General features: G+C 63.2%; 21 protein-coding genes. 15 read left to right on the plus strand and 6 right to left on the minus strand.

Annotated features, from left to right (window positions below; all coding sequences use genetic code 11):
* Window positions 1-218 precede the first annotated feature (218 nt).
* Window positions 219-2,618 (plus strand): GNAT family N-acetyltransferase, encoded by a 2,400-nt coding sequence (locus BG60_RS18265; protein WP_034472272.1) that lies wholly within the window; start codon window positions 219-221, stop codon window positions 2,616-2,618.
* Here the strand turns inward: BG60_RS18265 and BG60_RS18270 are convergent.
* Together BG60_RS18270 and BG60_RS18275 are read right to left on the minus strand one after the other, a co-directional pair.
* A complete protein-coding gene (locus BG60_RS18270; protein ID WP_008354201.1) occupies window positions 2,615-3,160 on the minus strand; it encodes a hypothetical protein in 546 nt (181 codons plus the stop codon). The two genes, BG60_RS18265 and BG60_RS18270, sit on opposite strands and share 4 nt — an antisense overlap.
* A 93-nt stretch (window positions 3,161-3,253) precedes the next feature.
* On the minus strand, window positions 3,254-4,051 hold the full coding sequence (locus BG60_RS18275; RefSeq protein WP_372492614.1) for an IclR family transcriptional regulator: 798 nt from the start codon (window positions 4,049-4,051) through the stop codon (window positions 3,254-3,256).
* A gap of 211 nt (window positions 4,052-4,262) precedes the next feature.
* Here BG60_RS18275 and BG60_RS18280 point away from each other — a divergent pair, with 211 nt between their 5' ends.
* The 6 genes from BG60_RS18280 to BG60_RS18305 are packed head-to-tail and all read left to right on the plus strand — an operon-like array spanning window position 4,263 to window position 9,472.
* Window positions 4,263-4,580, plus strand: a complete 318-nt coding sequence (locus tag BG60_RS18280) for a UxaA family hydrolase (RefSeq protein ID WP_034472282.1) — start codon at window positions 4,263-4,265, stop codon at window positions 4,578-4,580.
* 8 nt (window positions 4,581-4,588) lie between these two features.
* Window positions 4,589-5,857 (plus strand): UxaA family hydrolase, encoded by a 1,269-nt coding sequence (locus BG60_RS18285; RefSeq protein ID WP_008354198.1) that lies wholly within the window; start codon window positions 4,589-4,591, stop codon window positions 5,855-5,857.
* A gap of 34 nt (window positions 5,858-5,891) precedes the next feature.
* Window positions 5,892-6,941: an aldo/keto reductase gene (locus BG60_RS18290; protein WP_034472274.1), complete on the plus strand. Its 1,050-nt coding sequence runs from the start codon at window positions 5,892-5,894 to the stop codon at window positions 6,939-6,941.
* Window positions 6,942-6,949: 8 nt separating this feature from the next.
* Window positions 6,950-7,795 (plus strand): amidohydrolase family protein, encoded by an 846-nt coding sequence (locus tag BG60_RS18295; RefSeq protein ID WP_008354194.1) that lies wholly within the window; start codon window positions 6,950-6,952, stop codon window positions 7,793-7,795.
* A 43-nt stretch (window positions 7,796-7,838) separates the two neighbouring features.
* Window positions 7,839-8,582, plus strand: a complete 744-nt coding sequence (locus tag BG60_RS18300; RefSeq protein ID WP_008354193.1) for an SDR family oxidoreductase — start codon at window positions 7,839-7,841, stop codon at window positions 8,580-8,582.
* A 41-nt stretch (window positions 8,583-8,623) separates the two neighbouring features.
* On the plus strand, window positions 8,624-9,472 hold the full coding sequence (locus tag BG60_RS18305; RefSeq protein WP_008354192.1) for an ureidoglycolate lyase: 849 nt from the start codon (window positions 8,624-8,626) through the stop codon (window positions 9,470-9,472).
* Window positions 9,473-9,544: 72 nt separating this feature from the next.
* Here the strand turns inward: BG60_RS18305 and BG60_RS18310 are convergent, their stop codons facing one another.
* Window positions 9,545-9,985: a PaaI family thioesterase gene (locus tag BG60_RS18310; protein WP_008354191.1), complete on the minus strand. Its 441-nt coding sequence runs from the start codon at window positions 9,983-9,985 to the stop codon at window positions 9,545-9,547.
* A gap of 270 nt (window positions 9,986-10,255) precedes the next feature.
* Here BG60_RS18310 and BG60_RS18315 point away from each other — a divergent pair, with 270 nt between their 5' ends.
* Window positions 10,256-11,797, plus strand: a complete 1,542-nt coding sequence (locus BG60_RS18315; protein ID WP_008354190.1) for a methyl-accepting chemotaxis protein — start codon at window positions 10,256-10,258, stop codon at window positions 11,795-11,797.
* A 6-nt stretch (window positions 11,798-11,803) separates the two neighbouring features.
* On the opposite strand, the gene BG60_RS18320 is transcribed toward BG60_RS18315, so the two are convergent.
* A complete protein-coding gene (locus BG60_RS18320; RefSeq protein ID WP_008354189.1) occupies window positions 11,804-12,916 on the minus strand; it encodes an AGE family epimerase/isomerase in 1,113 nt (370 codons plus the stop codon).
* A 124-nt stretch (window positions 12,917-13,040) separates the two neighbouring features.
* On the opposite strand from BG60_RS18320, the gene BG60_RS18325 reads away from it, so the two are divergent.
* From BG60_RS18325 to BG60_RS18350, 7 genes are all read left to right on the plus strand, one after another.
* Window positions 13,041-13,724, plus strand: a complete 684-nt coding sequence (locus BG60_RS18325; RefSeq protein ID WP_008354188.1) for an MgtC/SapB family protein — start codon at window positions 13,041-13,043, stop codon at window positions 13,722-13,724.
* Between the two features lie 190 nt (window positions 13,725-13,914).
* The gene (locus tag BG60_RS18330) at window positions 13,915-14,892 is read left to right on the plus strand and encodes a hypothetical protein (protein ID WP_008354187.1); all 978 of its coding nucleotides are present in this window, start codon (window positions 13,915-13,917) and stop codon (window positions 14,890-14,892) included.
* 252 nt (window positions 14,893-15,144) lie between these two features.
* A complete protein-coding gene (locus tag BG60_RS39045) occupies window positions 15,145-15,297 on the plus strand; it encodes a hypothetical protein (protein ID WP_008354186.1) in 153 nt (50 codons plus the stop codon).
* Window positions 15,298-15,752: 455 nt separating this feature from the next.
* Complete coding sequence (locus BG60_RS18335) at window positions 15,753-16,931, plus strand: quaternary amine ABC transporter ATP-binding protein (RefSeq protein WP_008354185.1); 1,179 nt, start codon at window positions 15,753-15,755, stop codon at window positions 16,929-16,931.
* Window positions 16,924-17,826: a choline ABC transporter permease subunit gene (gene choW / locus BG60_RS18340; protein WP_008354184.1), complete on the plus strand. Its 903-nt coding sequence runs from the start codon at window positions 16,924-16,926 to the stop codon at window positions 17,824-17,826. The genes BG60_RS18335 and choW overlap by 8 nt, the downstream gene beginning before the upstream one ends.
* A 15-nt stretch (window positions 17,827-17,841) precedes the next feature.
* Window positions 17,842-18,834, plus strand: a complete 993-nt coding sequence (locus BG60_RS18345) for a GlxA family transcriptional regulator (RefSeq protein WP_008354182.1) — start codon at window positions 17,842-17,844, stop codon at window positions 18,832-18,834.
* A 94-nt stretch (window positions 18,835-18,928) separates the two neighbouring features.
* A complete protein-coding gene (locus BG60_RS18350) occupies window positions 18,929-19,864 on the plus strand; it encodes a choline ABC transporter substrate-binding protein (protein WP_033535840.1) in 936 nt (311 codons plus the stop codon).
* 30 nt (window positions 19,865-19,894) lie between these two features.
* Here the strand turns inward: BG60_RS18350 and BG60_RS18355 are convergent, their stop codons facing one another.
* Both BG60_RS18355 and BG60_RS18360 read right to left on the minus strand, forming a co-directional pair.
* Window positions 19,895-20,659 carry a class II aldolase/adducin family protein gene (locus BG60_RS18355; RefSeq protein WP_008354180.1) on the minus strand — a complete coding sequence of 255 codons (765 nt, stop codon included), beginning with the start codon at window positions 20,657-20,659 and terminating at the stop codon, window positions 19,895-19,897.
* 49 nt (window positions 20,660-20,708) lie between these two features.
* Window positions 20,709-21,797, minus strand: coding sequence for a GlxA family transcriptional regulator (locus BG60_RS18360; RefSeq protein ID WP_008354179.1), 1,089 nt, complete (start codon window positions 21,795-21,797; stop codon window positions 20,709-20,711).
* Window positions 21,798-21,916 lie beyond the last annotated feature (119 nt).

A 21,916-nucleotide genomic window follows, 5' to 3' on the forward strand; every position in this document is an offset into this window, starting at 1 on the left:
AAGTCCTTGTCCGGCCGGCGGCCGGCGTCGGAAGTGCCCGACTTTATGCGCATAAAGCCGCCGCCATCCTATGGCGAGGCGGGTCTTACAAGCACCGCCGCCTCGCCTTTATGCGCATAAAGTCGCACTCCCTCGGTGGCCTGGACGCCAGTCATCACCTGCAAAACGAAATCGCCTATCCTAGGCGCTGACACAACTGCGCCTACGCCGGAGCCTCCATGACTGTTCGCAACCTGGACACCCTGTTCGCGCCGAAGTCGATCGCTGTCGTCGGCGCTTCCTGGCGTGCGGGCAGCATCGGCGAGATGGTCTGGGCGCGTGTGCAATGCGCTGGCTTCACAGGTTCTCTTTGGCCAGTCAATCCAAAATACGACTCGCTGACCGGCGAAACCGTGTACCGCGACGTCGACGCGTTACCGGAAGCGCCGAACGTTGCCGTGATTTGCACGCGACCGCACACTTGGCCGGACCTCATCGAGCGCCTCGGCCGACGCGGAACGAAAGCCGTCGTGATCGTCGGCGAAGCGAAGCAACGCGGAGAGTCTTCCGCAGCGGACGCCGACGAATGGACCGTTCGTACGCTCGCCGCCGCCCGGCCTTTTCTTGTGCGCGTGATCGGACCTGCCAGTCTCGGCGTCGTCACGCCGGCAATCGGCGCATGTCTCGGCGCGCCCGCATGCAGTGTCAAATCGGGCGGCGTCGCGTGGGTGTCGGGATCGAACGCGCTGACGAACGGCGTACTGGGATGGGCGCGTGCTCGCGGACTCGGCTTCTCGCGAATCGTCGCGCTCGGGGATGAAGCCGACGTCGATTCCGGCGACATCCTCGATTTCCTTGCAAGCGATGCATCGACGCGTGCGATTCTGCTCGCCATCGAAACGGTTCGGTCGGCGCGCAAATTCATGTCCGCCGCGCGCGCCGCCGCGCGAAACAAACCGGTGCTCGTGCTGCGCACGGGTCGCGATGACCCTTTCGACCGCCTCTACGGCGCGGCCTTCCGCCGTGCCGGACTCGTCCGCGTCGATTCGCTCGATGATCTGCTCGATGAGATCGAGACCTTGGGCATCGGCCGCGTCGCGACAAGCGATGTCGCAACTGTCATCACAAGCGACCGCGGCGTCGCAGCACTTGCCCAGGACGCCTTTGGCGCAGCCGGCGACGACCTCGCGCAATGGCCGATCGCCGCGCGCGACGCCGTCGCCGCCGCGCTGCCTCGCGCTCGCGCGGGCAATCCTCTTCTTCTCGGCGACGACGCCACGCCCGCGGATTTCGGCGCGGCGCTCGAAGCGCTCGCATCGCATCGCGAGACCGGCACAGTGTTCGTCGTGCATGCGCCGACGCATAGCGCGCCCGTCGCCGAAGTCGCCCGCACGTTGATTGCCGAGCGACGTCACGCTTATCGCGGATTGCTCGCGTGCTTTTTCGGCTGTGTCGATGCCGCCACGCGCGACGAGTTGCACGCGAACGGCATTCCCGTGCACACGACGCCGCATCGGCTGGCGCGCGGTTTTGCCCGGCTCGTCGATTTCCGGCAGGGCCGCGAACTCTTGATGCAAACGCCCGACGGCCTCCCCGCGAATATTCCCGAAGACATCGACGCCGCGCACAACGAGATTCGCACGGCGCTCGCAAACGGCATCGCCGAATTGAATGGCGAACGTGCGGCGCGCGTATTCGCTCGTTTCGGCATCTCGGTGAAACCGGGGCCGCCCGACTCGCTTACGAGCGATGCCGTCGAAATTCAGACGCGCCTGCTCAACCATCGCGTGTTCGGTCCGGTATTCGAATTCAAGGCCGAAGGCGCGCTCGGCCTTGCCGACGCACTTCACGAGTTTGCGTTGCCGCCGCTCAATCCCGTGCTTTCGCGCGATCTCGTCATGCGCTCGCCGCGTTCGCGCGAACTGCCCGCCGAGTCGCTGCTCAATGCGCTGACGGCGTTATCGCAACTCGTTTGCTATATCGAAGAAATCGTTGCGCTGCGTCTCACGTTGCGCGTGACGCGCGATTCAGTCGCCGTTCACGAACCGCAACTCACGCTCGGCGCGCATCGCAAGCCGCTGGCGATCGTGCCGTATCCACGCTGCCTCGAAGAGACGCTCGACTGGCGCGGCATGCGCGTCACCGTGAGGCCGATTCGTCCCGAAGACGAAGAAGCGCACGCGGCGTTCGTCGCGGCCAATACCGCCGAGGATTTGCGCCTGCGCTTCTTTGGCGCTGTCCGTAACTTCGATCATTCGCAACTCGCGCGCATGACGCAGATCGACTACGACCGCGAAATGGCGCTGATCGTCACGCGAGCGAACGGTGACGGCACGGGCGAGACGCTCGGTGTCGCGCGCGCGATCGCCGATCCGGACAACGAGACCGCGGAATTCGCCGTCGCCGCGCGCTCGGATATGAAGGGCAGGGGATTGGGCTCGCTGCTGCTGTCGCGCATCATCGACTACGCGAGACAGCGCGGCACCCGCTGGATGGTCGGCGAGGCGTTGCGCGAGAACGCCGGCATGATCGCGCTCGCACGCAACACCGGCTTCGAAGTGACGAAAACCGACGACCCGGGCGTCGTCGGTTTCAGGATGCGGCTGTGCGATGCGCCGTCACAGCCGCGCGGCGATTAAGCCGCGAATTTGGCGAGCGCGTCGTCGATCTGGGCGCGCGACAGCGAAAGCTCGTCGAGCAATGCTTCGGCGTACAAACTGCCCGTTTCCTTTTCGAGGCGCGCGATTGTCAACGCACAGCGCGACGTGTCCTTCAACGTCGCGATGAACGGCTTCACCGATTGCCCCGACGTGAACGCATCGAAGAGCGGCACGCGAATGTCGTCGGGCAGCGCGCGCGACGTCCACTGATACGGCTTGCCGTTGTACGTCAGTTGCGGCGGCAGCGTGCGCTCCTTCTTCGCGGCGGGAATCAGGCCGAATGTCCGTGCCGCATCGCCGATCTGCTCGGCCGAAAAAAGCTCGTCGGGCGTGATGTCGAACTGCGCGATATACGTTTCGATCGCCTGCATCGCGGCCGCGCGATCGTCGCGTTTCTTTTGCGCGCGGGCGACAATCTCGCGCAGTTCGTCGGCTTCTTCGGATGTGATCGTGAAGTTCGCCTGTTTTTGCTGCAGTTCGGTGAAGCGGAGGAATTCGGAGTCGGAAAGGAGTTTCGCCATCGGGAATGCGTCGGATTGGATACGGCGGCACGCCATCGCGGCGCGCCGTCTTTTTGAGAGGGCCGCCATTCTAACGCGCGAAGCGTGCGCCATTCAGTCGTGCGTCATCGAAAGCGACGCGGCTGCATTTTTCAGCAAGGACGTGACGTCTTCGATCGACGGCGCCACGTAATCGTCGATGCGCCGCAGGTACGGGCAGGTGAGGGCGGCGATCGCCTGGCCGGACGGCCCGAGCAGCGGATACGTCACGTCCGTTACGCCGAAAGTCTGCTGGCTATCCTTTTGCGAATAGCCGAGTTCGCGAACTTGCCGGTAGTCGGCGTCGAGCACGGCGCGATCGACCGCGAGTTCGCCTTTGACCTTCGTATGCTCGGCGAGCATGTGTTCGCGCTGTTCGTCGGTCTGAAACGCGAGCATGACGCGGCCGGAGCCCGTGTCGATCAACCCGACGCGCGAGCCGAGCCGCACTGAAATGCCCCACGTGCCGGGACCGTCCACTTGCGCGATGACGAGCAAATTTCCGCGATCGTAGACGACGAGATGCACGGATTGCTCGGCTGCATCTGCGAATCGCTGCATCGCCGGAAGCGCCTCGGCGATGAGCCGATTCATCGGCGGATGCCGATGCGCGAGCGCATACAGCTTCAGGCTCAACGAATAACGATCGCCTTCGGGCGAGCGCACAACGTACTGCCGCGCGACCAGCCGCTCCAGCATCCGATACATCTCACTCGCGTTGCGCCCGAGCATCTTCGTGATTTCCGCACGCGTGAGGCCCGACTTCTGTTCCGAAAGCAATTCGAGAATATCGAGCCCTTTATCGAGCGCGGGCGCGCGATAACGATCGGCGTCGTTGTCTTCCACGTCCATGTGCTGTCTGAGTTGGTTCATGAATTCGCGCGAGTTTAAGCCTTCCGTCAGGGAGCGCGATCCCATTCGCATGCGCCGGCTAGGGAAATCACTGATCGATCCGGGTTGCGTCATTGTTGACTTCGACTGGTGCGTCTATGAATATTACGTTCACTGATGAATCGTTGCATCCACGTTTTCCCGCGGCGACTTGCTTTGGACGTTCGGCGCAATCCTCCTTCTGAGATCGACGATGCAAGAAACCACCGACCCGCGCCTGATTCTTCTCAGTCCGGAAGACAACTGCCTGATCGCCGCCGCGCGCCTGCCCGCTGGCGAGACGCTAATGATCGAAGGCGAGTCTGTCACGCTCGCGACGACCATCGAGCTTGCGCACAAGATCGCGCGGCGCGCGTTGTCGAAGGACGAAAAGGTACTGCGCTATGGCGCGATCATCGGCCACGTAAGCGTCGATGTCGCGCGCGGCGAGCATCTGCATACGCACAACCTGGAAAGCGACTACCTACCCACTTACACGCACGACGCCGGACACGCCTACGTGCAGCACTGAACACTTCCATGGACACTTCCGCACTGCAGGGCTATCTCCGGGCGGATGGCCGCAAAGGCATCCGCAATGTCGTCGCGGTGGCGTATCTCGTCGAATGCGCGCATCACGTTGCGCGCGAGATCGTCGCGCACTTCCGTCCATCGTTCGATGATTTCGATTCCTTCGTTCCGCAAGTCGAACCGCCCGTGCATCTGATCGGCTTTCCGGGCTGCTATCCCAATAGCTACGCCGAAAAGATGCTGGAGCGCATCTGCACGCATCCGAACGTCGGTGCGGTGCTGTTCGTGTCGCTCGGCTGCGAGAGCATGAACAAGCACTATCTCGCCGATGTCGTGCGCGCGAGCGGCCGTTCCGCCGCCGTGCTCACGATTCAGGAAAAAGGCGGCACGCGCAGCACGATCCAGAACGGTCTCGACTGGGTGCGCGAGGCGCGCGCGACGCTCGCGGCTCAACAGAAAGTGCCGATGGCGCTCGACGAACTGATCGTCGGGACGATCTGCGGCGGCTCGGACGGCACCAGCGGCATCACGGCGAATCCGGCCGTGGGGCGCGCGTTCGATGCTTTCATCGATCAAGGCGCGTCGTGCATCTTCGAGGAAACGGGCGAGTTGGTCGGCTGCGAATTCCACATGAAACGGCGCGCGGCGCGGGCCGAACTGGGCGATGCCATCGTCGAATGCGTGCAAAAGGCCGCGCGCTATTACACGACGATGGGCCACGGCTCGTTCTCGGTCGGCAACGCGGACGGCGGACTGACGACGCAGGAAGAGAAATCGCTCGGCGCATATTCGAAGAGCGGGGCGTCGCCGATCGTCGGCATCATCAAGCCGGGCGATATTCCGCCGACCGGCGGTCTCTATCTGCTCGATGTCGTGCCCGATGGCGAGCCGCGCTTCGGCTTTCCGAATATCAGCGACAACGCGGAGATCGGCGAGCTGATTGCGTGCGGCTGTCACGTCATTCTCTTCACGACGGGGCGCGGCTCGGTCGTCGGCTCGGCGATATCGCCCGTCATCAAGGTCTGCGCGAATCCGTCGACGTATCGCAATCTGTCCGGCGACATGGACGTCGACGCGGGCCGCATCCTCGAGGGCCGCGCGACGCTCGACGAGGTGGGCCGCGAGATCGTCGACGTGACCGTTGCGGTGGCGGCGGGCGCGGCGTCGAAGTCGGAGGCGCTCGGGCATCAGGAGTTCATCCTGACTTACAAAACCTTCGAGCCGGTCGGCCCCGCGTGTTTGCCGAGCGCCGCGCGACGCGTTACTGTGGCGGCTTGAGTTTCGCCATCTCTAAATCATTCGGGGTTTGCAGATGACCGCAGAAGCGCAAGAGGCAGTTTCACGTCGACGCAGGATTGGCCGCACGTCGCTGGAAGTCACCGCGTTGTCGCTCGGCACCGCGCCGCTCGGCGGTCTGTATCACGAGCTGACGGAAGACGAGGCGCGCGCGACCGTCGATGCCGCGTGGCAGACGGGCATCCGCTTCTTCGACACGGCGCCGCACTACGGCCACACGAAAGCGGAGCATCGGCTCGGCGATGCATTGCGGCGTTATCCGCGCGGCGATTTCGTGCTGTCGACGAAAGTCGGCCGCCGCTTCGTGCCGCGCACGACGCCCGACGACGGCAGGGAAGGCTGGGCCGCGCCGCTGCCGTTTCAGGCGATTTACGACTACACCTACGACGGCATCCTTCGTTCATTCGAAGACAGTCAGATGCGGCTCGGCATGACCGATATCGATATCGTGCTGATCCACGATATCGGCCGCGTGACGCACGGCGACAAGAACGCGCACTACTGGAAGCAACTGACCGATGCAGGCGGCTTCCGCGCGCTCGAAGAATTGAAGCAATCGCGCGGCGTGAAAGCGGTCGGCCTCGGCGTGAACGAAGGCGCGGCAGTGATGGAAGCGATGGCCGAATTCGACATCGACTGTGCGCTGCTCGCCGGCCGCTACACACTGCTCGAGCAAAACACGCTCGATGATTTATTGCCCGAATGCGAGAAGCGCGGCGTGAGTATTTTGCTGGGTGGCGCGTTCAACTCGGGCATTCTCGCGCGTGGTCTCGATGCCAACGCGCATGGCGATCTCAAGTTCAATTACGGCGATGCGCCGAAGGACGTCGTCGAGCGCGTCGGCAAGCTGGAACGCGTATGTCGCGCGCATGGCGTTGCGCTGTCGACGGCGGCCATCCAGTTTCCTTATGCGCATAAAGTTGTGGCCACGGTTCTGATGGGCGCGCGCACGCCGGACGAAGTGCGCGTGAACGCTGCATCGTTCGCGACGCCGGTTCCGTCCGCGCTGTGGGACGCGTTGCGCGCGGAAGGTCTGCTTCATGCGAATGCACCGGTGCCGCGATGACATCGAATGTGAACATCGACGCGCATCAACACTATTGGGATCCCGCGCGCGGCGACTATGGCTGGCTCACGCCCGACATGAAGCCGCTGTATCGCGTGTTCGGTCCCGACGATCTCGCGCCGCTGCGCAAGGCGGCCGGCGTTCAGAAAACGGTTGTCGTGCAGGCCGCGCCGACGGTCGACGAAACGCGCTATCTGCTCGATCTCGCGCGCAGCGACGATTCGATCGCGGGCGTCGTCGGCTGGGTGCCGCTCGATTCGACCGATGCCGCGGCGATCATCGACGAACTCGCGCGCGAGCCGAAGTTCAAGGCCGTGCGCCCGATGCTTCAGGACTTGCCCGACGATACGTGGATCGAGCACGCGCCGCGCAAGGACGCGATCGAGCGTCTGATCGATCTCGATCTCGCCTTCGACGCGCTGATCTTCGCGCGGCATGTGCCGTCGCTCGTGAAGTTCGTCGAGCGATATCCAGAACTAAGAATCGTCGTCGATCATGGCGCGAAGCCGCCGATCCGCGACGGCATCGACGTGGGCTGGCAACCGTGGGCCGATGGCATCGCGCAACTCGCGAAACTGCCGCAAAAGCTGCATTGCAAATTGTCCGGACTCGCGACCGAAGCGAACCCGAACTGGACCGACGAAACGCTGAAACCCTACGTCGCGCATCTGCTCGAACATTTCGGATATGCACGGCTGATGTGGGGTAGCGACTGGCCCGTGCTCGACATGAATGGCAGCTACGCGGCGTGGCACGACACGGCGCGCAATCTCACGTCACATCTCGAAAAGGCGCAGCAGGACGCGATTTTCGGCGCGAACGCCCGCGCCTTCTATCGCCTAAGAAACGGCTGATATACCCGGCATGTCTCAAAAACACTTCCGACTGGAGCAGTAGATGGTACAAAGACTGGCAGGCAAGACCGCGCTGATCACGGCGGCGGGGCAAGGCATCGGGCTCGCGACCGCCGAACTGTTCGCGGCACAGGGCGCGCGCGTGATCGCCACCGACATCCGCACGGAATCGCTCGAAGGCAAGCCCTTCGAAGCGCGCAAGCTCGATGTGCGCGACCCGCAGGCGATCAACGCGCTGGCCGGCGAGATCGGCGCGATCGACGTGCTCTTCAACTGCGCGGGCTATGTGCACGCCGGCTCGATTCTGGAGGCGAGCGAGGAAGACTGGGACTTCGCCTTCGATCTGAACGCGAAGGCGATGTATCGGACGATTCGCGCGTTCCTGCCGAAGATGCTGGAAAAAGGCGGCGGCTCGATCATCAACATGTCGTCGGCGGCATCGAGCGTGAAGGGCGTGCCGAACCGCTTCGTGTACGGCGCGTCGAAGGCGGCGGTGATCGGCCTCACGAAATCCGTCGCCGCCGATTTCGTCACGCGCGGCATTCGCTGCAACGCGATCTGTCCGGGCACGGTGGAATCGCCGTCGCTCAAGGACCGCATCGCGGAGCAGGCGAAGGCGCAGGGCGCGAGCGTCGATCAGGTGCAGGCCGCGTTCGTCGCGCGCCAGCCGATGGGACGCGTCGGCCGCGCCGAAGAAATCGCGGCGCTCGCGCTTTATCTCGGCTCGGACGAATCGTCGTTCACGACGGGACAGATTCACATCATCGACGGCGGCTGGTCGAACTGACCGACCGCTCACGTTATTTGGAACCAGGAGGATCACATCAGATGAAGCTGCTTCGTTACGGCCCCAAGGGTCAGGAAAAACCGGGTCTCTTGGACGCCGAAGGCCAGATTCGCGACTTGTCGAAGGTCGTCGATGACATCGCCGGCGCGACGCTGACCGAAGCGGGCCTGGCCAAATTGCGCGCGACCGATCCGGCGACGCTGCCGGTCGTCGACGGCAATCCGCGCATCGGACCGTGCGTGGGGCGCGTCGGCAAGTTCGTGTGCATCGGCCTGAACTACGCGGATCACGCCGCCGAATCGAATCTGCCGGTGCCGACCGAGCCGGTCATCTTCAACAAATGGACGAGCGCGATCTGCGGCCCGAACGACGACGTCGAAATCCCGCGCAACTCGGTGAAGACCGATTGGGAAGTCGAGCTCGGCGTGGTCATCGGCAAGGAAGCGAAGTATGTCGATGAAGCCAACGCGCTCGATTACGTCGCGGGCTATTGCGTGATCAACGACGTTTCCGAGCGCGAATGGCAGCTCGAACACGGCACGCAATGGGACAAGGGCAAGGGCTTCGACACGTTCGGCCCGATCGGTCCGTGGCTCGTCACGAAGGACGAAGTCGCCGATCCGCAGAAGCTCGATCTGTGGCTCGAAGTCGACGGCAAACGCTATCAGAACGGCAACACGAAGACCATGGTCTTCACGGTCGCGCAACTGGTCGCGTATCTGTCGAAGGTGATGAGCCTGCAGCCGGGCGATGTCATCTCGACGGGCACGCCGCCGGGCGTCGGCATGGGCGTGAAGCCGAACGCGGTCTTCCTGAAGGCCGGCCAGACGATGAAGCTCGGCATTCAGGGTCTCGGCGAGCAGACGCAGAAGACCGTCGCGGCGCAGTAATCGGCCCGCAGCAACGACAAAAAACCTCGCCGCGGCGAGGTTTTTCGTTTCGGACGACGGGATTTGAAAAGTTCAGGCGTGATAGACGGGTTCCGCCGCAACGCCTTCGGAGATGCGCGTGATCGTGCCCTGCGCGACCGCGACGAGCCGCTCGGCGCCGCCATCGGTGACGAACACGTCGCACTGGCAGGTTGCCTGCGTCATGCCGGCATGGACGACGCGAGCACGCGCCATCAGCGTTCCGGAGACGGCCGGGCGCAGATAGTTGATCTTGTATTCGCCGGTGACGACCTTCGGCCCGAGCCGCAGCGCGCCCGCGAAGGTCAGGGCGTTGTCCACGAGATAACTCACCACCCCGCCGTGTACGAAGCCGTGTTGTTGCCTTAGCTCGTCCCTGATCGTCAGACACAGCGTGAGACTCGCTGAATCGACCTGCATCAGTTTTGTTCCGAGCAAGGCGCTGAACGGTTGCGCATTAAGCGCACCGCGCGCGATATCGACAATTTCGGCCATTCGGACACTCCTTGGGTGGGTTCGGTGCCGTCCTGCAAAGACAATAGGAAGCGATCGCGCGCACTGCAAGGAAGTCACGCAAAAATTGTGCAATGGTGCGTTTCGGGCGGCACGCGCGCTCTCCGATGACGATTCGCCGAAGCGGCGCGTTCCCTGCATTCGCATAGACAAGCCGCTGCGGCAAACGATTCAAGCTTTGTCGCCGACTGCCGTAAACCCGCAGTGTCCCCGCATCGGCGGGCCTTAATTCGGAAAGTGTGGGTGCTAGTGATGTTCGGAAAGATCAAGGTTTCATCGGGTTTGCTCGCCGTTCTGGTGGTGTTCTGTCTCTTTCAACTGGTGACCGAAGGGCTCGGTTTCTGGTCCCTGTCGCGCACGCATGACGATGTCGGCAGTCTGTCCAACATCGCGCTCAAGCAGGTCAACGCGGTCAACAAGACCACCCAGCATCTGATGGATGCGCGCATCAACCTGTCGCGCGCGGGCACGCGCATGGTGCGCGGCGGAAGCGAGCCGACGGAAATCGTCCAGCACGCGCGCGAGCAGATCGCGGCGGCGGACAAGTCGTTCACGGCGTTCCTGAACGCGCCGAAGACCGGCGATGAAAACACGGCGCGCATGAGCGCGCTGCAGGCCAAATACGCGGAGTATTCGAAGGCGCTGAGCGAGCTCGTGCAGTATCTCGACGCGGGCAATCTCCAGGCGTTCCTCGACCAGCCGACGCAAGGCTTCCAGGATCGCTATCTCGCGGAACAGCAGAAGTTCGTCGATTTCGGCGATGAAGCGGGCCGCGGCTATCTGTCGTCGATCGACACGCGCTACGCGTGGTTCCGCGCGGTCGGCATCGCGATTCTGGTGACGCTGGTCGCGGGCATCGCGCTCGTGCACGTCGCGCTGCGCCGTGCCGTGATTGAGCCGCTGGAACAAGCGGGCCGCCATTTCGAGCGCATCGCGAACGGCCGTCTCGACGAGCGTATCGAAGATCGCGGCACGAACGAAATCGGCCGTCTGTTCGCGGGCCTCGCGACGATGCAGGCAAGCGTCGCGAACACGGTGAAAACGGTGCGCGCAACGTCGGATTCGATCAACCTCGGCGCCGATGAAATCGCGAGTGGCAACGCGGATTTGTCCGCGCGCACGGAGAATCAGGCGGCGTCGCTCGAAGAAACCGCATCGAGCATGGAAGAGCTGACCGCGACGGTGCGCCAGAACGCCGAGCACGCGCGCGAGGCCAACACGCTCGCGGGCGAAGCGCTCAACGCGACGTCGCGCGGCGCGAGCGTGGTCGACGATGTCGTCGAGAAGATGCGTGGCATTGCGTCGAGCTCGGACAAGATCGCGGAAATCATCTCGGTCATCGACGGCATCGCGTTCCAGACCAACATCCTCGCGTTGAACGCGGCTGTCGAAGCGGCGCGCGCGGGCGAGCAGGGCCGTGGATTCGCGGTCGTCGCGGGCGAAGTGCGCGGTCTCGCGCAGCGTTCGGCGCAATCGGCGAAGGAAATCAAGGAACTGATCGGCGAGTCGGTCGCGCAAGTGAGCGACGGCTCGGTGCTCGTCGAGCGCGCGGGCACGGCGATGCGCGAAGTGTCGGCGTCGATTTCACGCGTCACGCAGATGATGGCGGAGATCAGCGCGTCGTCGCTCGAGCAGAGCGTGGGCATCGAGCAAGTGAATCAGGCGGTCACGCAGATGGACGAGATGACGCAGCAGAACGCGGCGCTCGTCGAGCAGGCTGCGGCTGCCGCGTCGTCGCTGCATGAGCAGACGCGGCAACTGAAGGCTGCGGTTTCGGTGTTTCAGCTCGTCTGAGTTCGCTTAAAGAGGCAAGGCCGCGTACGACGTCGCGAGGTGATACGGCGTCGTCGACGGCATCTCGGCGCGGCTGATCTCGCCCGTCGCCGAGCGGCATTCCACCCAGCCGGTTTCGTGCAGGAAGCGCGCGCGAAACCGCTCGATTTGCGGACCGACGGCGTCGCCGCGCGTCGCCAGCGCGCGCAGATATTCCGTCTGCGCCCAGATGCGCTGCGTCCCGTCGATCACGCGCCCGGTTTCGTCGATGGCGGCATGAACGCCGCCCGTCTGCTCGTCCACGCCGTGCCGCTGCGCGAAGTCGAACGCGCGCGCGAGCCGTTCGTTCAGCCCCGCCGCTTCGAATGCGGCGTGACCGCTGCCCAGCGCCAGAAAATACCACTCGAACTGATGGCCCGGCTCCAGCCGGTTGCCCGCCGTGCCCATCGGCAATTCGGCGATCGAGCCGCTCGGCTCGTGCACGAACGCATCCGCGACGGATTTCGCGAGCTGCGCGAGACGCTTGTCGTAGGCGGGCTCGCCGGTCGCTTCGCGCGCCGCGAGCCACGCTTCGGCGAGATGCATCAGCGGATTTTGCAGCGGCGTCTCGATGGTCGCGCCGAAATCCTCGGCAAGCACCGCGTTCAGCAGATCGCCGCCGCTCGAAAAGCGCGCCTCGACGAGCCGCGACGTTTCATCGAGCAGCGTGAAAGCATCGGCGGAACCGCTTTTCTTCGCGTAATGCGCGCACGCAAAAACGACGAACGCATGCGTGTAGAGATCCTTTTGACGCTCCAGCGGCGCGCCGCTCGCGTCCACGCTGTAGAACCATCCGCCGTTGCGTTTGTCCTGAAAATAGTGACGTAGCGATTCGAACAGCGTCGCGGCGTGCGCGAGATCGCCGGCTTCCGAGAACACGAAGAGCTGGCGCGCGCAGGCCATCGCCCGATAGCGCTTCGGCGGCAGCGGCGCGTGATCCCCCGGCGCGACGGCTTCATAGGCGAGCCCGAGCGCCGCGTTGAAGCCCGGACCGCGCCAGATGGGCAACACGATGTTCGCGTAATGCGCGCGCAATGGCGCGGCGGATTCCGGGTTCGCCGATTGCATCGCCGGCGATGCGTTTGGTTGCTGATCCTGCATAGGACGACTCTTATTGTTTCGGGGGATGCGCGGCCGTGAGGCACCTACGCAACGGGAAAGGATAGCAAAACCGGCCCGCAGCGCGACGCATTCGCGGGCGACTCACCGAGAGGAGGACGAGAACATGATAGGAAATATCGAACTCGTGTCGCGGCTCATGATGGCCGCGGCGCTCGGCAGCGTGATCGGCTTCGAGCGCGAGCGGCTTTCGTGGGCGGCGGGACTGCGCACGCACATGCTCGTGTGCGTCGGCTCGGCGCTCATCATGATCGTGTCGGCTTACGGTTTCGAGGATGCGCTGAAGTACGACCACGTCGTGCTCGATCCGTCGCGGGTCGCGGCGCAGGTCGTGTCGGGCATCGGCTTTCTCGGCGCGGGCTCGATTCTGCTGCGCGGCGAGATCGTGCGCGGCCTGACGACCGCGGCGAGCCTCTGGTCGGTCGCGGCCATTGGCCTCGCGGTCGGCGGCGGGCTCTATACGGCGTCGATCGCGGCGACGGCGATCATCCTCATCATTCTGGCGGGGATCAAGCCGCTCGAACGCCGCTTCATCAGCGTGAAGCAGCGCCGTCAACTGACGATGCTCGTCGATCGCGGCGCGCTCAGTTTTCATGCGCTGCACGAGGCGCTCGGGCCCGGCAGCGTGCGCGTGAAGCAGTTCGTCGTGCAGCAAAGCGATGATTCGCCCGATCTCGACGAGGTGCGAGTCGAACTGTCGCGTGCATCTGCGGTGGAATATCGCGCGATTTGCGATCGTTTGCGTCAACTCGACGTCGTGCGCGAGTTTCGTGAGGACGATGCCGCCTGAAATCGCCTTCGGGATGCGGGTTTGCACGCGCAGCCATGCGACAATGCGGCCTCTCGAAATAATCGCCGATGCGCCGGTGCGCCTTGCACGCCGGTTCGGGCAGCCGCCTTTCGAACCTATGTCAGATTCCGCAGTAAAGAGAGACGCCGACGCCTCGTCCCGCCGCCGGCGCGCAACGCAAAAGCATGAGATGCGGGCGCCGCAGACCAGCGCCGACACGGAAAAGAAACTCGCTCGCGCCGCACGTTCCGCGCAGCGTCTCGCACAACTGAGCGAAGGCGCGCGTGCGGGCGAAACGCTCGATCTGTTCGCCGAAGACGCCGAGCGCGCGCAACTTCAGGCGATGAACACCGATATCCGCCAAGGCACGTTCGAAGGTTTCGAACTGCCAGAAGTGTTTCTCGCGGCCGTGCAATCGAATGGCGGGAACGCGCCGGAATCCGTCGTCGCGAAAAGGGCGGCGCGTGGCGGCGTGACATCGGTTGCGCCGGAGCAGGGCCTCTTCGGGGACGATTCCCCTCTCATCGATGCCCCGCCGCCGGACGCGAGCCAACCAGCCGCGAGAACCGGCGCGATGGCCGCGGTGACGACGCGATCGGCGAGCATCAGCACGTCGGTTGCGCCGGAGAATGCGGCGCCATCGCTCGCCGCGCTCGCTTCAGCGCTCATCGCCCGCGATCGCGGGGCTCGCGGCGACCGCAACGAAGCGGCGCCGTTCGCGCAGCCCGGCATCCGCGATGCCGCCGCGCCCGAACTCGACCGCGCCCGCGCCACGGCGTTCGCGGACACCATCGACGCGCTCTATGCGGTGATCGCGGAGCAGCGCACTTCGACGGCCGCCCACGCGCGCCGCATGAAGACGATGCTGACGATCATCGTCTGCGTGATGCTCGTCACGGTGGCGACGGGCATCGCGCAAACGGCCGTACTGCTGCGCATGAACCACGATAGCAAGCTGCAGCAGGAACGCACCGAGCAACTGATGCTCAACCAGCAGGCGACGCTCGCGTCGCTCTTCGATACCGATTCCGCCAATGTCAGCGTGCGCCGTCCTCCCGACCTGACGGACGCATCACCGGTTCGGCCGATCAGCGCCGCGACGCCCGATCCCGCGCCGAAAAAGCACACGCGTCACGCGCACCATCGCGCCACTTCCTCGGCGCACTGACTCACGCTGTCAGATTCGCGCGACACGCCGTTCTGCGGCGGCGTGTCGCGCAGCCGCTCGTCCTCGGATCGGAATGCCGTCGTACGGGCTTCGCAGATCCGTCCCCGTTTCGAGGAGACGGCAAACCGGTAAAAATGTAGAAAAACTACCAAATTTCTTGCCACGAAATGTTGCATTGCACTAGAAATCGGTTAGGGACAACCCTATAATCCTCTCTAAGGGAAAACCCTCTGTAACTAACCGGAGTCAGTCATGAGCTACCTCTTCGCCCTGCTGCAAAAATTTGCTTCGATGTTCGAATCGGCCCACCTGCCGATGGACAAAGATTACTCGTATCAAGCGCGTTTCCGTGAATCCGAGCGTCAGCGCAAGGCGCGCGGCACGGCTTTCGGCTTCCGCCTGTAATGCGCAGCTGACGGCGGCGCGGGAAACACAACACCAGCAACTTACGACGGCACGAGCCGTACGACCCGCCCGCCAGTTTTCCGTTTTATGTAGTTTTTCTAGCAATTCCACATCGCTTCGGCTTCGTGCCGGACGCATCCTTCTTCGCCCTTCCTGCGCGACGCCAGTCTTTTCTTTCTTTCGTATTGCTGACGCGCGGTTCGCAAGCCGCCTGCATCGCAAAAAGGCTTCGCGACTTGTTCATGCGCGACATGCCGAAAATCGCAAGATCGTTCGCTGCGCTTCCCGCAAACCCTTATCCAGCAAGGATTCGATCGACCGCTGGCACTTTCGCGCTTATTCCGGTGTCGTATTTCCACATGTGGTTGTCGCAAATAGTCGGCTGATGTGACTTTTTTCTGGCAACTATGTATGCACAGCGCGGACGCACGTCCGCACACGCCAGGAGATATTCGATGAATTCCCCCAAGGTGGTAGTCGAAGGACTGTGCAAGGTTTTCGGCAACAGTCCCAAACAGGCGCTGGACATGCTGGCCGGTGGTGCGACGAAGGAAGAGGTTTTCAAGCGCACCGGACAGATCGTCGGCGTCCATAACGTCTCCTTTGACGTCAAGGAAGGTGAGATTTTCGTGCTCATGGGCCTTTCCGGCTCGGGCAAATCCACGCTGATCCGGCTCATCAACCGGCTGGTCGAGCCGACGGCGGGCAAGGTGCTGATCGATGGCCGCGACGTGGCCGCCGTGCCGCGCTCCGAACTCACGTCCCTGCGGCGCAAGGACATGAGCATGGTGTTTCAGTCCTTCGCGCTGATGCCGCAGCGCACGGTTCTTTCCAACGCCGCATTCGGCCTCGAGGTCGCGGGCGTCGGCAAGAAGGAGCGCGAAGCGCGCGCCATGACCGTGCTGGAGCAGGTCGGCCTGGCTCCGTTCGCCCAAAAGTTACCTGCGCAACTATCGGGCGGCATGCAGCAGCGCGTGGGTCTCGCCCGCGCGCTTGCCGTGAATCCTTCGCTGATGATCATGGACGAAGCGTTCTCCGCGCTCGATCCGCTGAAGCGCAAGGAAATGCAGAACGTGCTGCTCGATCTGCAACGCGAGCAGCGCCGCACGATCCTGTTCGTGTCGCACGATCTCGAAGAGGCGATGCGCATCGGCACGCGCATCGCGATCATGGAAGGCGGCCGCGTGGTGCAGATCGGCACGCCGCAGGAAATCATCACGAATCCCGCGGACGACTACGTGGAAGCGTTCTTCGAAGGCATCGACACGAGCCGCTATCTCACGGCCGGCGATCTGATGCAGACCGACGACGTGCCGCTCATCAAACATTCGCCGCAAATCGACGCATCGAGCGTCGCGGCGACGCTCAACGGCAGCGCCGACTACGCGTTCGTGCTCGACGCCGAGCGCCGCATCCGCGGTTTCGTCGGACGTGATGCGAACGGCAACGCCGCGCCGCGCATCAATCCGATCGAATGCATCGAGCGTCACGTCGCGCTCGACGAGGTCGTGAATCGCGTGGTCGCAAGTCCCGCCCCGCTGCCGGTCGTCGAAGCGGACGGTTCGTACTGCGGTTCGATCAACAAGACCAATGTCCTGAAGGTCCTTACGCACCATCGAGGTTCCCATGTCTGAAATCATCCCGCTTGGCAGTTGGGTGGACCACGGCGTCCACTATCTCCTCGATCACGACGCGAAGACCTTCGACTCCATCGGCAAGGTCATCGAAACATTCGCTGCGGCCGTCGAGCACGGCCTGCAGGCCATTCCGATGTGGGCGCTCATGGCGATCTTCGTCGGCATCGGCTTGTGGCGAGTGGGCTGGCGATTCGCCGTGTTCGTCCTCGCGTCGCTGTTGCTGATCTACGCGACGAACTTCTGGGATCAGATGGTCATCACGCTCGGCCTCACGCTGTCCTCGACGTTCATCAGCTTGCTGCTCGGCATTCCGCTCGGCATCTGGACGTCGAAGAGCAAGTACGTCGAAATGGGCGTGCGCCCGGTGCTCGATCTGATGCAGACGATGCCCGCCTTCGTCTACCTGATTCCGGCCGCGATGCTGTTCGGTCTCGGCCGCGTGCCGGGGATTCTCGCAACCGTCATCTTCGCGATGCCGCCGGCCGTGCGCCTCACCGCGCTCGGCATCAAGCAGGTGAATCGCGAGATCGTCGAAGCCGGCCAGGCATTCGGCTGCACGCCGTTCCAGCTGCTCTACAAGGTGCAGATTCCGAACGCGCTGCCGTCGATCATGACCGGCGTGAACCAGACGATCATGATGGCGCTGTCGATGGTCATCATCGCGTCGATGGTCGGCGCGGGCGGTCTCGGCAACGACGTGCTCGCATCGATTCAGCGTCTGGATATCGGGCTTGGTTTCGAGAGCGGCTTGTCGGTGGTGTTGCTGGCGATCATCCTCGACCGCATCACCGAGAGCTTCGGACGAGCGCCCGGCATGGCACGCGCCCCGCTCTTCGCCGGTCTGAAGAGCGTGATGAAAGTGCGCCGCGAGCCGGCGGCGCAACAAGGCTAACAAGGCACACGACCCATGAAGCGCGACGCGATCGTTCCGGCGGGTACCGAATCACCGTTGTCCAGTCTTTCGCGCTTCGGCTTTCTCACGCTGCCGAACTTCTCGATGATCGCGTTCACGAGCGCGGTCGAGGTGCTGCGCATGGCCAATTACGTCGGCCGCGCGCAGCACTACAGCTGGTCGATCATCACGCCGGACGGCGAGCCCGCGCGTGCGAGCAACGGCATCACCATCAAGCCGACGATGACGCTCGACGAAGCCGGCATGCCCGACGTGCTGATCGTCTGCGCGGGCTGGCATGTCGCCGATTATGTCGACGACAAGGTGATCGGTCTTCTGCAGCGCGCGCATGAAGCGGGCATTCCGCTCGGCGGAATCTGCACCGGGCCGTATGCGCTGCTCGCGGCGAAACTGCTCGATGGTTATCGCTGCACGCTGCACTGGGAAGACATGTCGCCGGTCAACAAGCGCTTTCCGCATGTGCGCTTCGCCGACGAGCTCTTCGTGATCGACCGCGACCGCCTGACGTGCACGGGCGGCACCGCGCCGCTCGACCTGATGCTCAATCTCGTCGGCATGCGGCTCGGGCAGGCGCATGCGGCGCAGGTGTCGGAGCAGTTCATCGTCGAGCGAATTCGCGGATCGACGGATTATCAGCACATTCCCGTCGATGCGCGCGTCGGCTTCTCGCGTGCGGAACTCGTCGAAGTGGTGCGGCTGATGGAGGCGAACATCGAAGAGCCGTTGTCGCTCGAAGAACTCGCGCGGCTCGTGCATCTGTCGCAGCGGCATTTGCAGCGCATGTTCAAGATGTTCCTCAACGTATCGCCGACGCATTACTACCTGACGTTGCGATTGCGTCGCGCACGCGAACTGTTGCGCAACACCGATGCGTCGATCGCGCGCGTGACGAGCATCTGCGGCTTCCATTCGCCGTGTCACTTCAGCAAGGCGTATCGCGCGCAGTTCGGACATGCGCCGAGCGTCGAGCGGCGATTATCGGCCTGACTTTTTCTTTTTCTTTTTTGGCCGCGCGGGCTTCGTATGAAAGCCTCGCGTGCGGGCCGCGTCATGCCTTGAAAATAACTTCGGAGAGAGATCGATGAAACGATTGTGGATCGCGGCAGCTTTGCTATCTGGTTTGTCGGGAGCGTATGCAGCCGAGCCTGCCGCGTGCAGGAACGTGCGCTTTGCGGATGTCGGCTGGACGGATATCGCCGCGACCACCGGACTTGCATCGACCGTTCTTCAGGGCTTGGGCTACAACCCGACGAAGACGATCGCGTCCGTGCCGATCACGTTCGCGGGCGTGAAGAGCAAGCAGATCGACGTGTTCCTCGGCTACTGGTCGCCGACGATGGACCCGATGATCGATTCGTTCAGGAAAGCGAATCAAGTGAAGGTCTTGCCGACGCCGAACTTGACGGGCGCGAAGTACACGCTCGCGGTGCCGGATTATGCGTATCAGGCGGGCATCAAGAACTTCAACGACATCGCGAAAAACTACGACAAGCTCGACGGCAAGATCTACGGCATCGAGCCGGGCAACGACGGCAATGCGCTCATCAAGAAGATGATCGACAACAACCTGTACGGGCTCGGCAAGTTCAAGCTCGTGGAATCGAGCGAGGCGGGCATGCTCGTGGAAGTGAATCGCGCGATTCGCGACAAGAAGCCGATCGTGTTCCTCGGCTGGGAGCCGCATCCGATGAACGTGCAGATGAAGATCGACTATCTCGCGGGCGGCGACGATGTCTTCGGCCCGAACTATGGCGAAGCAAAAGTGCTGACCGTCACGCCGACGGATTACGACACGCGCTGTCCGAATGTCGCGAAGCTCGTGTCCAACCTGCAGTTCACGACGGATATCGAGAACCACGTGATGCTGCCGATCATGAACAAGACGGATGCGAACAAGGCGGCGCGCGAATGGCTGAAGGCGAATCCGGCGGTGCTCGATAAATGGCTTGCGGGCGTAAAGACGTTCGACGGGAAGGATGGGTTGCCGGCAGTGAAGGCGTATGTCGCCGGCAACTGAAAACTGACGCAGTGATTCAACGAAGGCGCGTCAGGTCCGATAATCCGGCTTCGCGCCTTCGATCATTCTCAACGCCGCTTGCCACTGCAACGCCATGATTCCATCGGCTTCATCGCGCCGATATTGCTCTGCAGTCAACTCGCAAACCCTCTGCGACGGCAGATTCAATTCCGCATTGCCCGCCAGCGCGCGAATCTGAATCTCGCAAGCGCGTTCAAGAAAGTACATTTCCTGGAACGCTTCCGGAATGGACTTTCCGCACGACAATAACCCGTGATTCTTCAGGATCATCGCGTTATGCGAGCCGAGATCGTTGACGAGGCGATCGCGCTCCGCGAGGTCCAGCGCAATGCCTTCATAGTCGTGATACGCGATATGTCCGTAATACTTCAACGCATGCTGACTGATCGGCAATAAGCCCTGCTTTTGCGCCGATACCGCCGCGCCCGCCGCCGTATGCGTATGCACGACGCAAAACACATCGGGCCGTGCCATGTGAATCGCGGAGTGAATCGTGAAGCCCGCCGGATTCACGAGATATCGCGCGGGATCATCGCGTGCGCCCGCTTCGACCGGCCGCCCTTCATGATCGATCTTCACGAGATCCGATGCGCGCATCTCGTCGAAAAGCACGCCATAACGGTTGATCAGAAAGTGATGATCGGTGCCCGGCACGCGCGCGCTGATGTGCGTGAAGATCATGTCGGTCCAGCGAAAATGCCCGATCACGCGATACAGCGCCGCGAGATCACAGCGCACTTTCCATTCTTCCTGCGAGTATCCGTGAGTCTCCATGCCGTTCCTCCTTGGTTTGATGAGCCGCGGAAAACGTATTCAGATCCTGCTAGATTGCCTGCGCGCGGCCCGGGAAAGTTTCGTCGTAATCCATTGCGTGATTTGCATCCGGCGCATCCGGCGCGCCGCCCTGCTCGCGATACATCATCGGCGGCAGGCCGAATTGCTTGCGAAATTCGCGGCCCAGATGCGATGCGTCGGAAAAGCCGCAACTCGATGCGATATCGGCGACCGTCTTGTCCGAACTCGTCAGCAGCCACGCCGCCGTGCGCAGCCGCACCTGCTTCGCATACGCCTGCGGCGCCTTGCCCGTCTCCGCCTTGAATAACCGTTCGAGTTGCCGCGTCGAAAGATCGAGCTTGTGCGCGAGTTCATCGAGCGTAAGCGAACGGCCGACGTGCTGCTCCATCAGCAGGATCGCACGTTTTACTTTCGGATGCGTCGCGGGCGCGAGACCCGGCGGATGCGGCTGCGGCGCGTTGCCCTTCTGCATGTCATCGACGAGCAGGATGCGCAGCGCCTTTTGCACCGTCGCCGTTTCGAAGTGACGCAGCAGAATGGCGGCGGCGACATCGATCGATGCGCGCCCGCCCGAACACGTAATGCGCCTTCTGTCGATGACAAAGAGCCGGTCCGCGACGAGCGATTGCTCATCCGCGTGCGGGAATCGCTCGACGAAGTCCCAATAATGAAACCAGCTCACGCAGATGCGATGGCCTTCGAGCACGCCCGCGCGCATCAGCGAGAACACGCCGGTGCACATGCCGACGAGCGTTGCATTTGAGGCAGCCGCGCGGCGGATGAACTGCAGCGTCGCATCGCTCGTCGCGGGGCCGGAATGCAGCAGGCCGCCGACCACGACGACGTAATCGAAAGGCTCGGCCTGATCGTAGGTTTCCCACGGCGTGATCTGTATGCCGCAACTCGCGCGAACGGGCGCGAGCGTCTCGCCGATCACGCTCCACGAGCAGCGCACCGGTCGGCTGAAATCGCCTTCATCGGCGGAAAGGCGCAGCAGATCGACGAAACCGGAGAACGCGGTCAGCGTGAAATTCGGCAGCAGGATGATGCCGAAGCGGATGCGCGATTTCGATTGACCGTCGACAGACGACGACGGAAGAGATTCTGCGGCGTTCATGCGGGAGACATGCGGCTGGACGTTATCCAGCGAGCATATCACTCGGCCGCGAGCATCGGGCGTGCGTCAGAAATGGAACGCGGCCGGCGTCGTGTGACGCCGGCCGCGCAAATAACCAT

The sequence above is a fragment of the Caballeronia zhejiangensis genome (assembly GCF_000698575.1).
In the GTDB taxonomy this organism is placed as follows: Bacteria; Pseudomonadota; Gammaproteobacteria; order Burkholderiales; family Burkholderiaceae; genus Caballeronia; species Caballeronia zhejiangensis.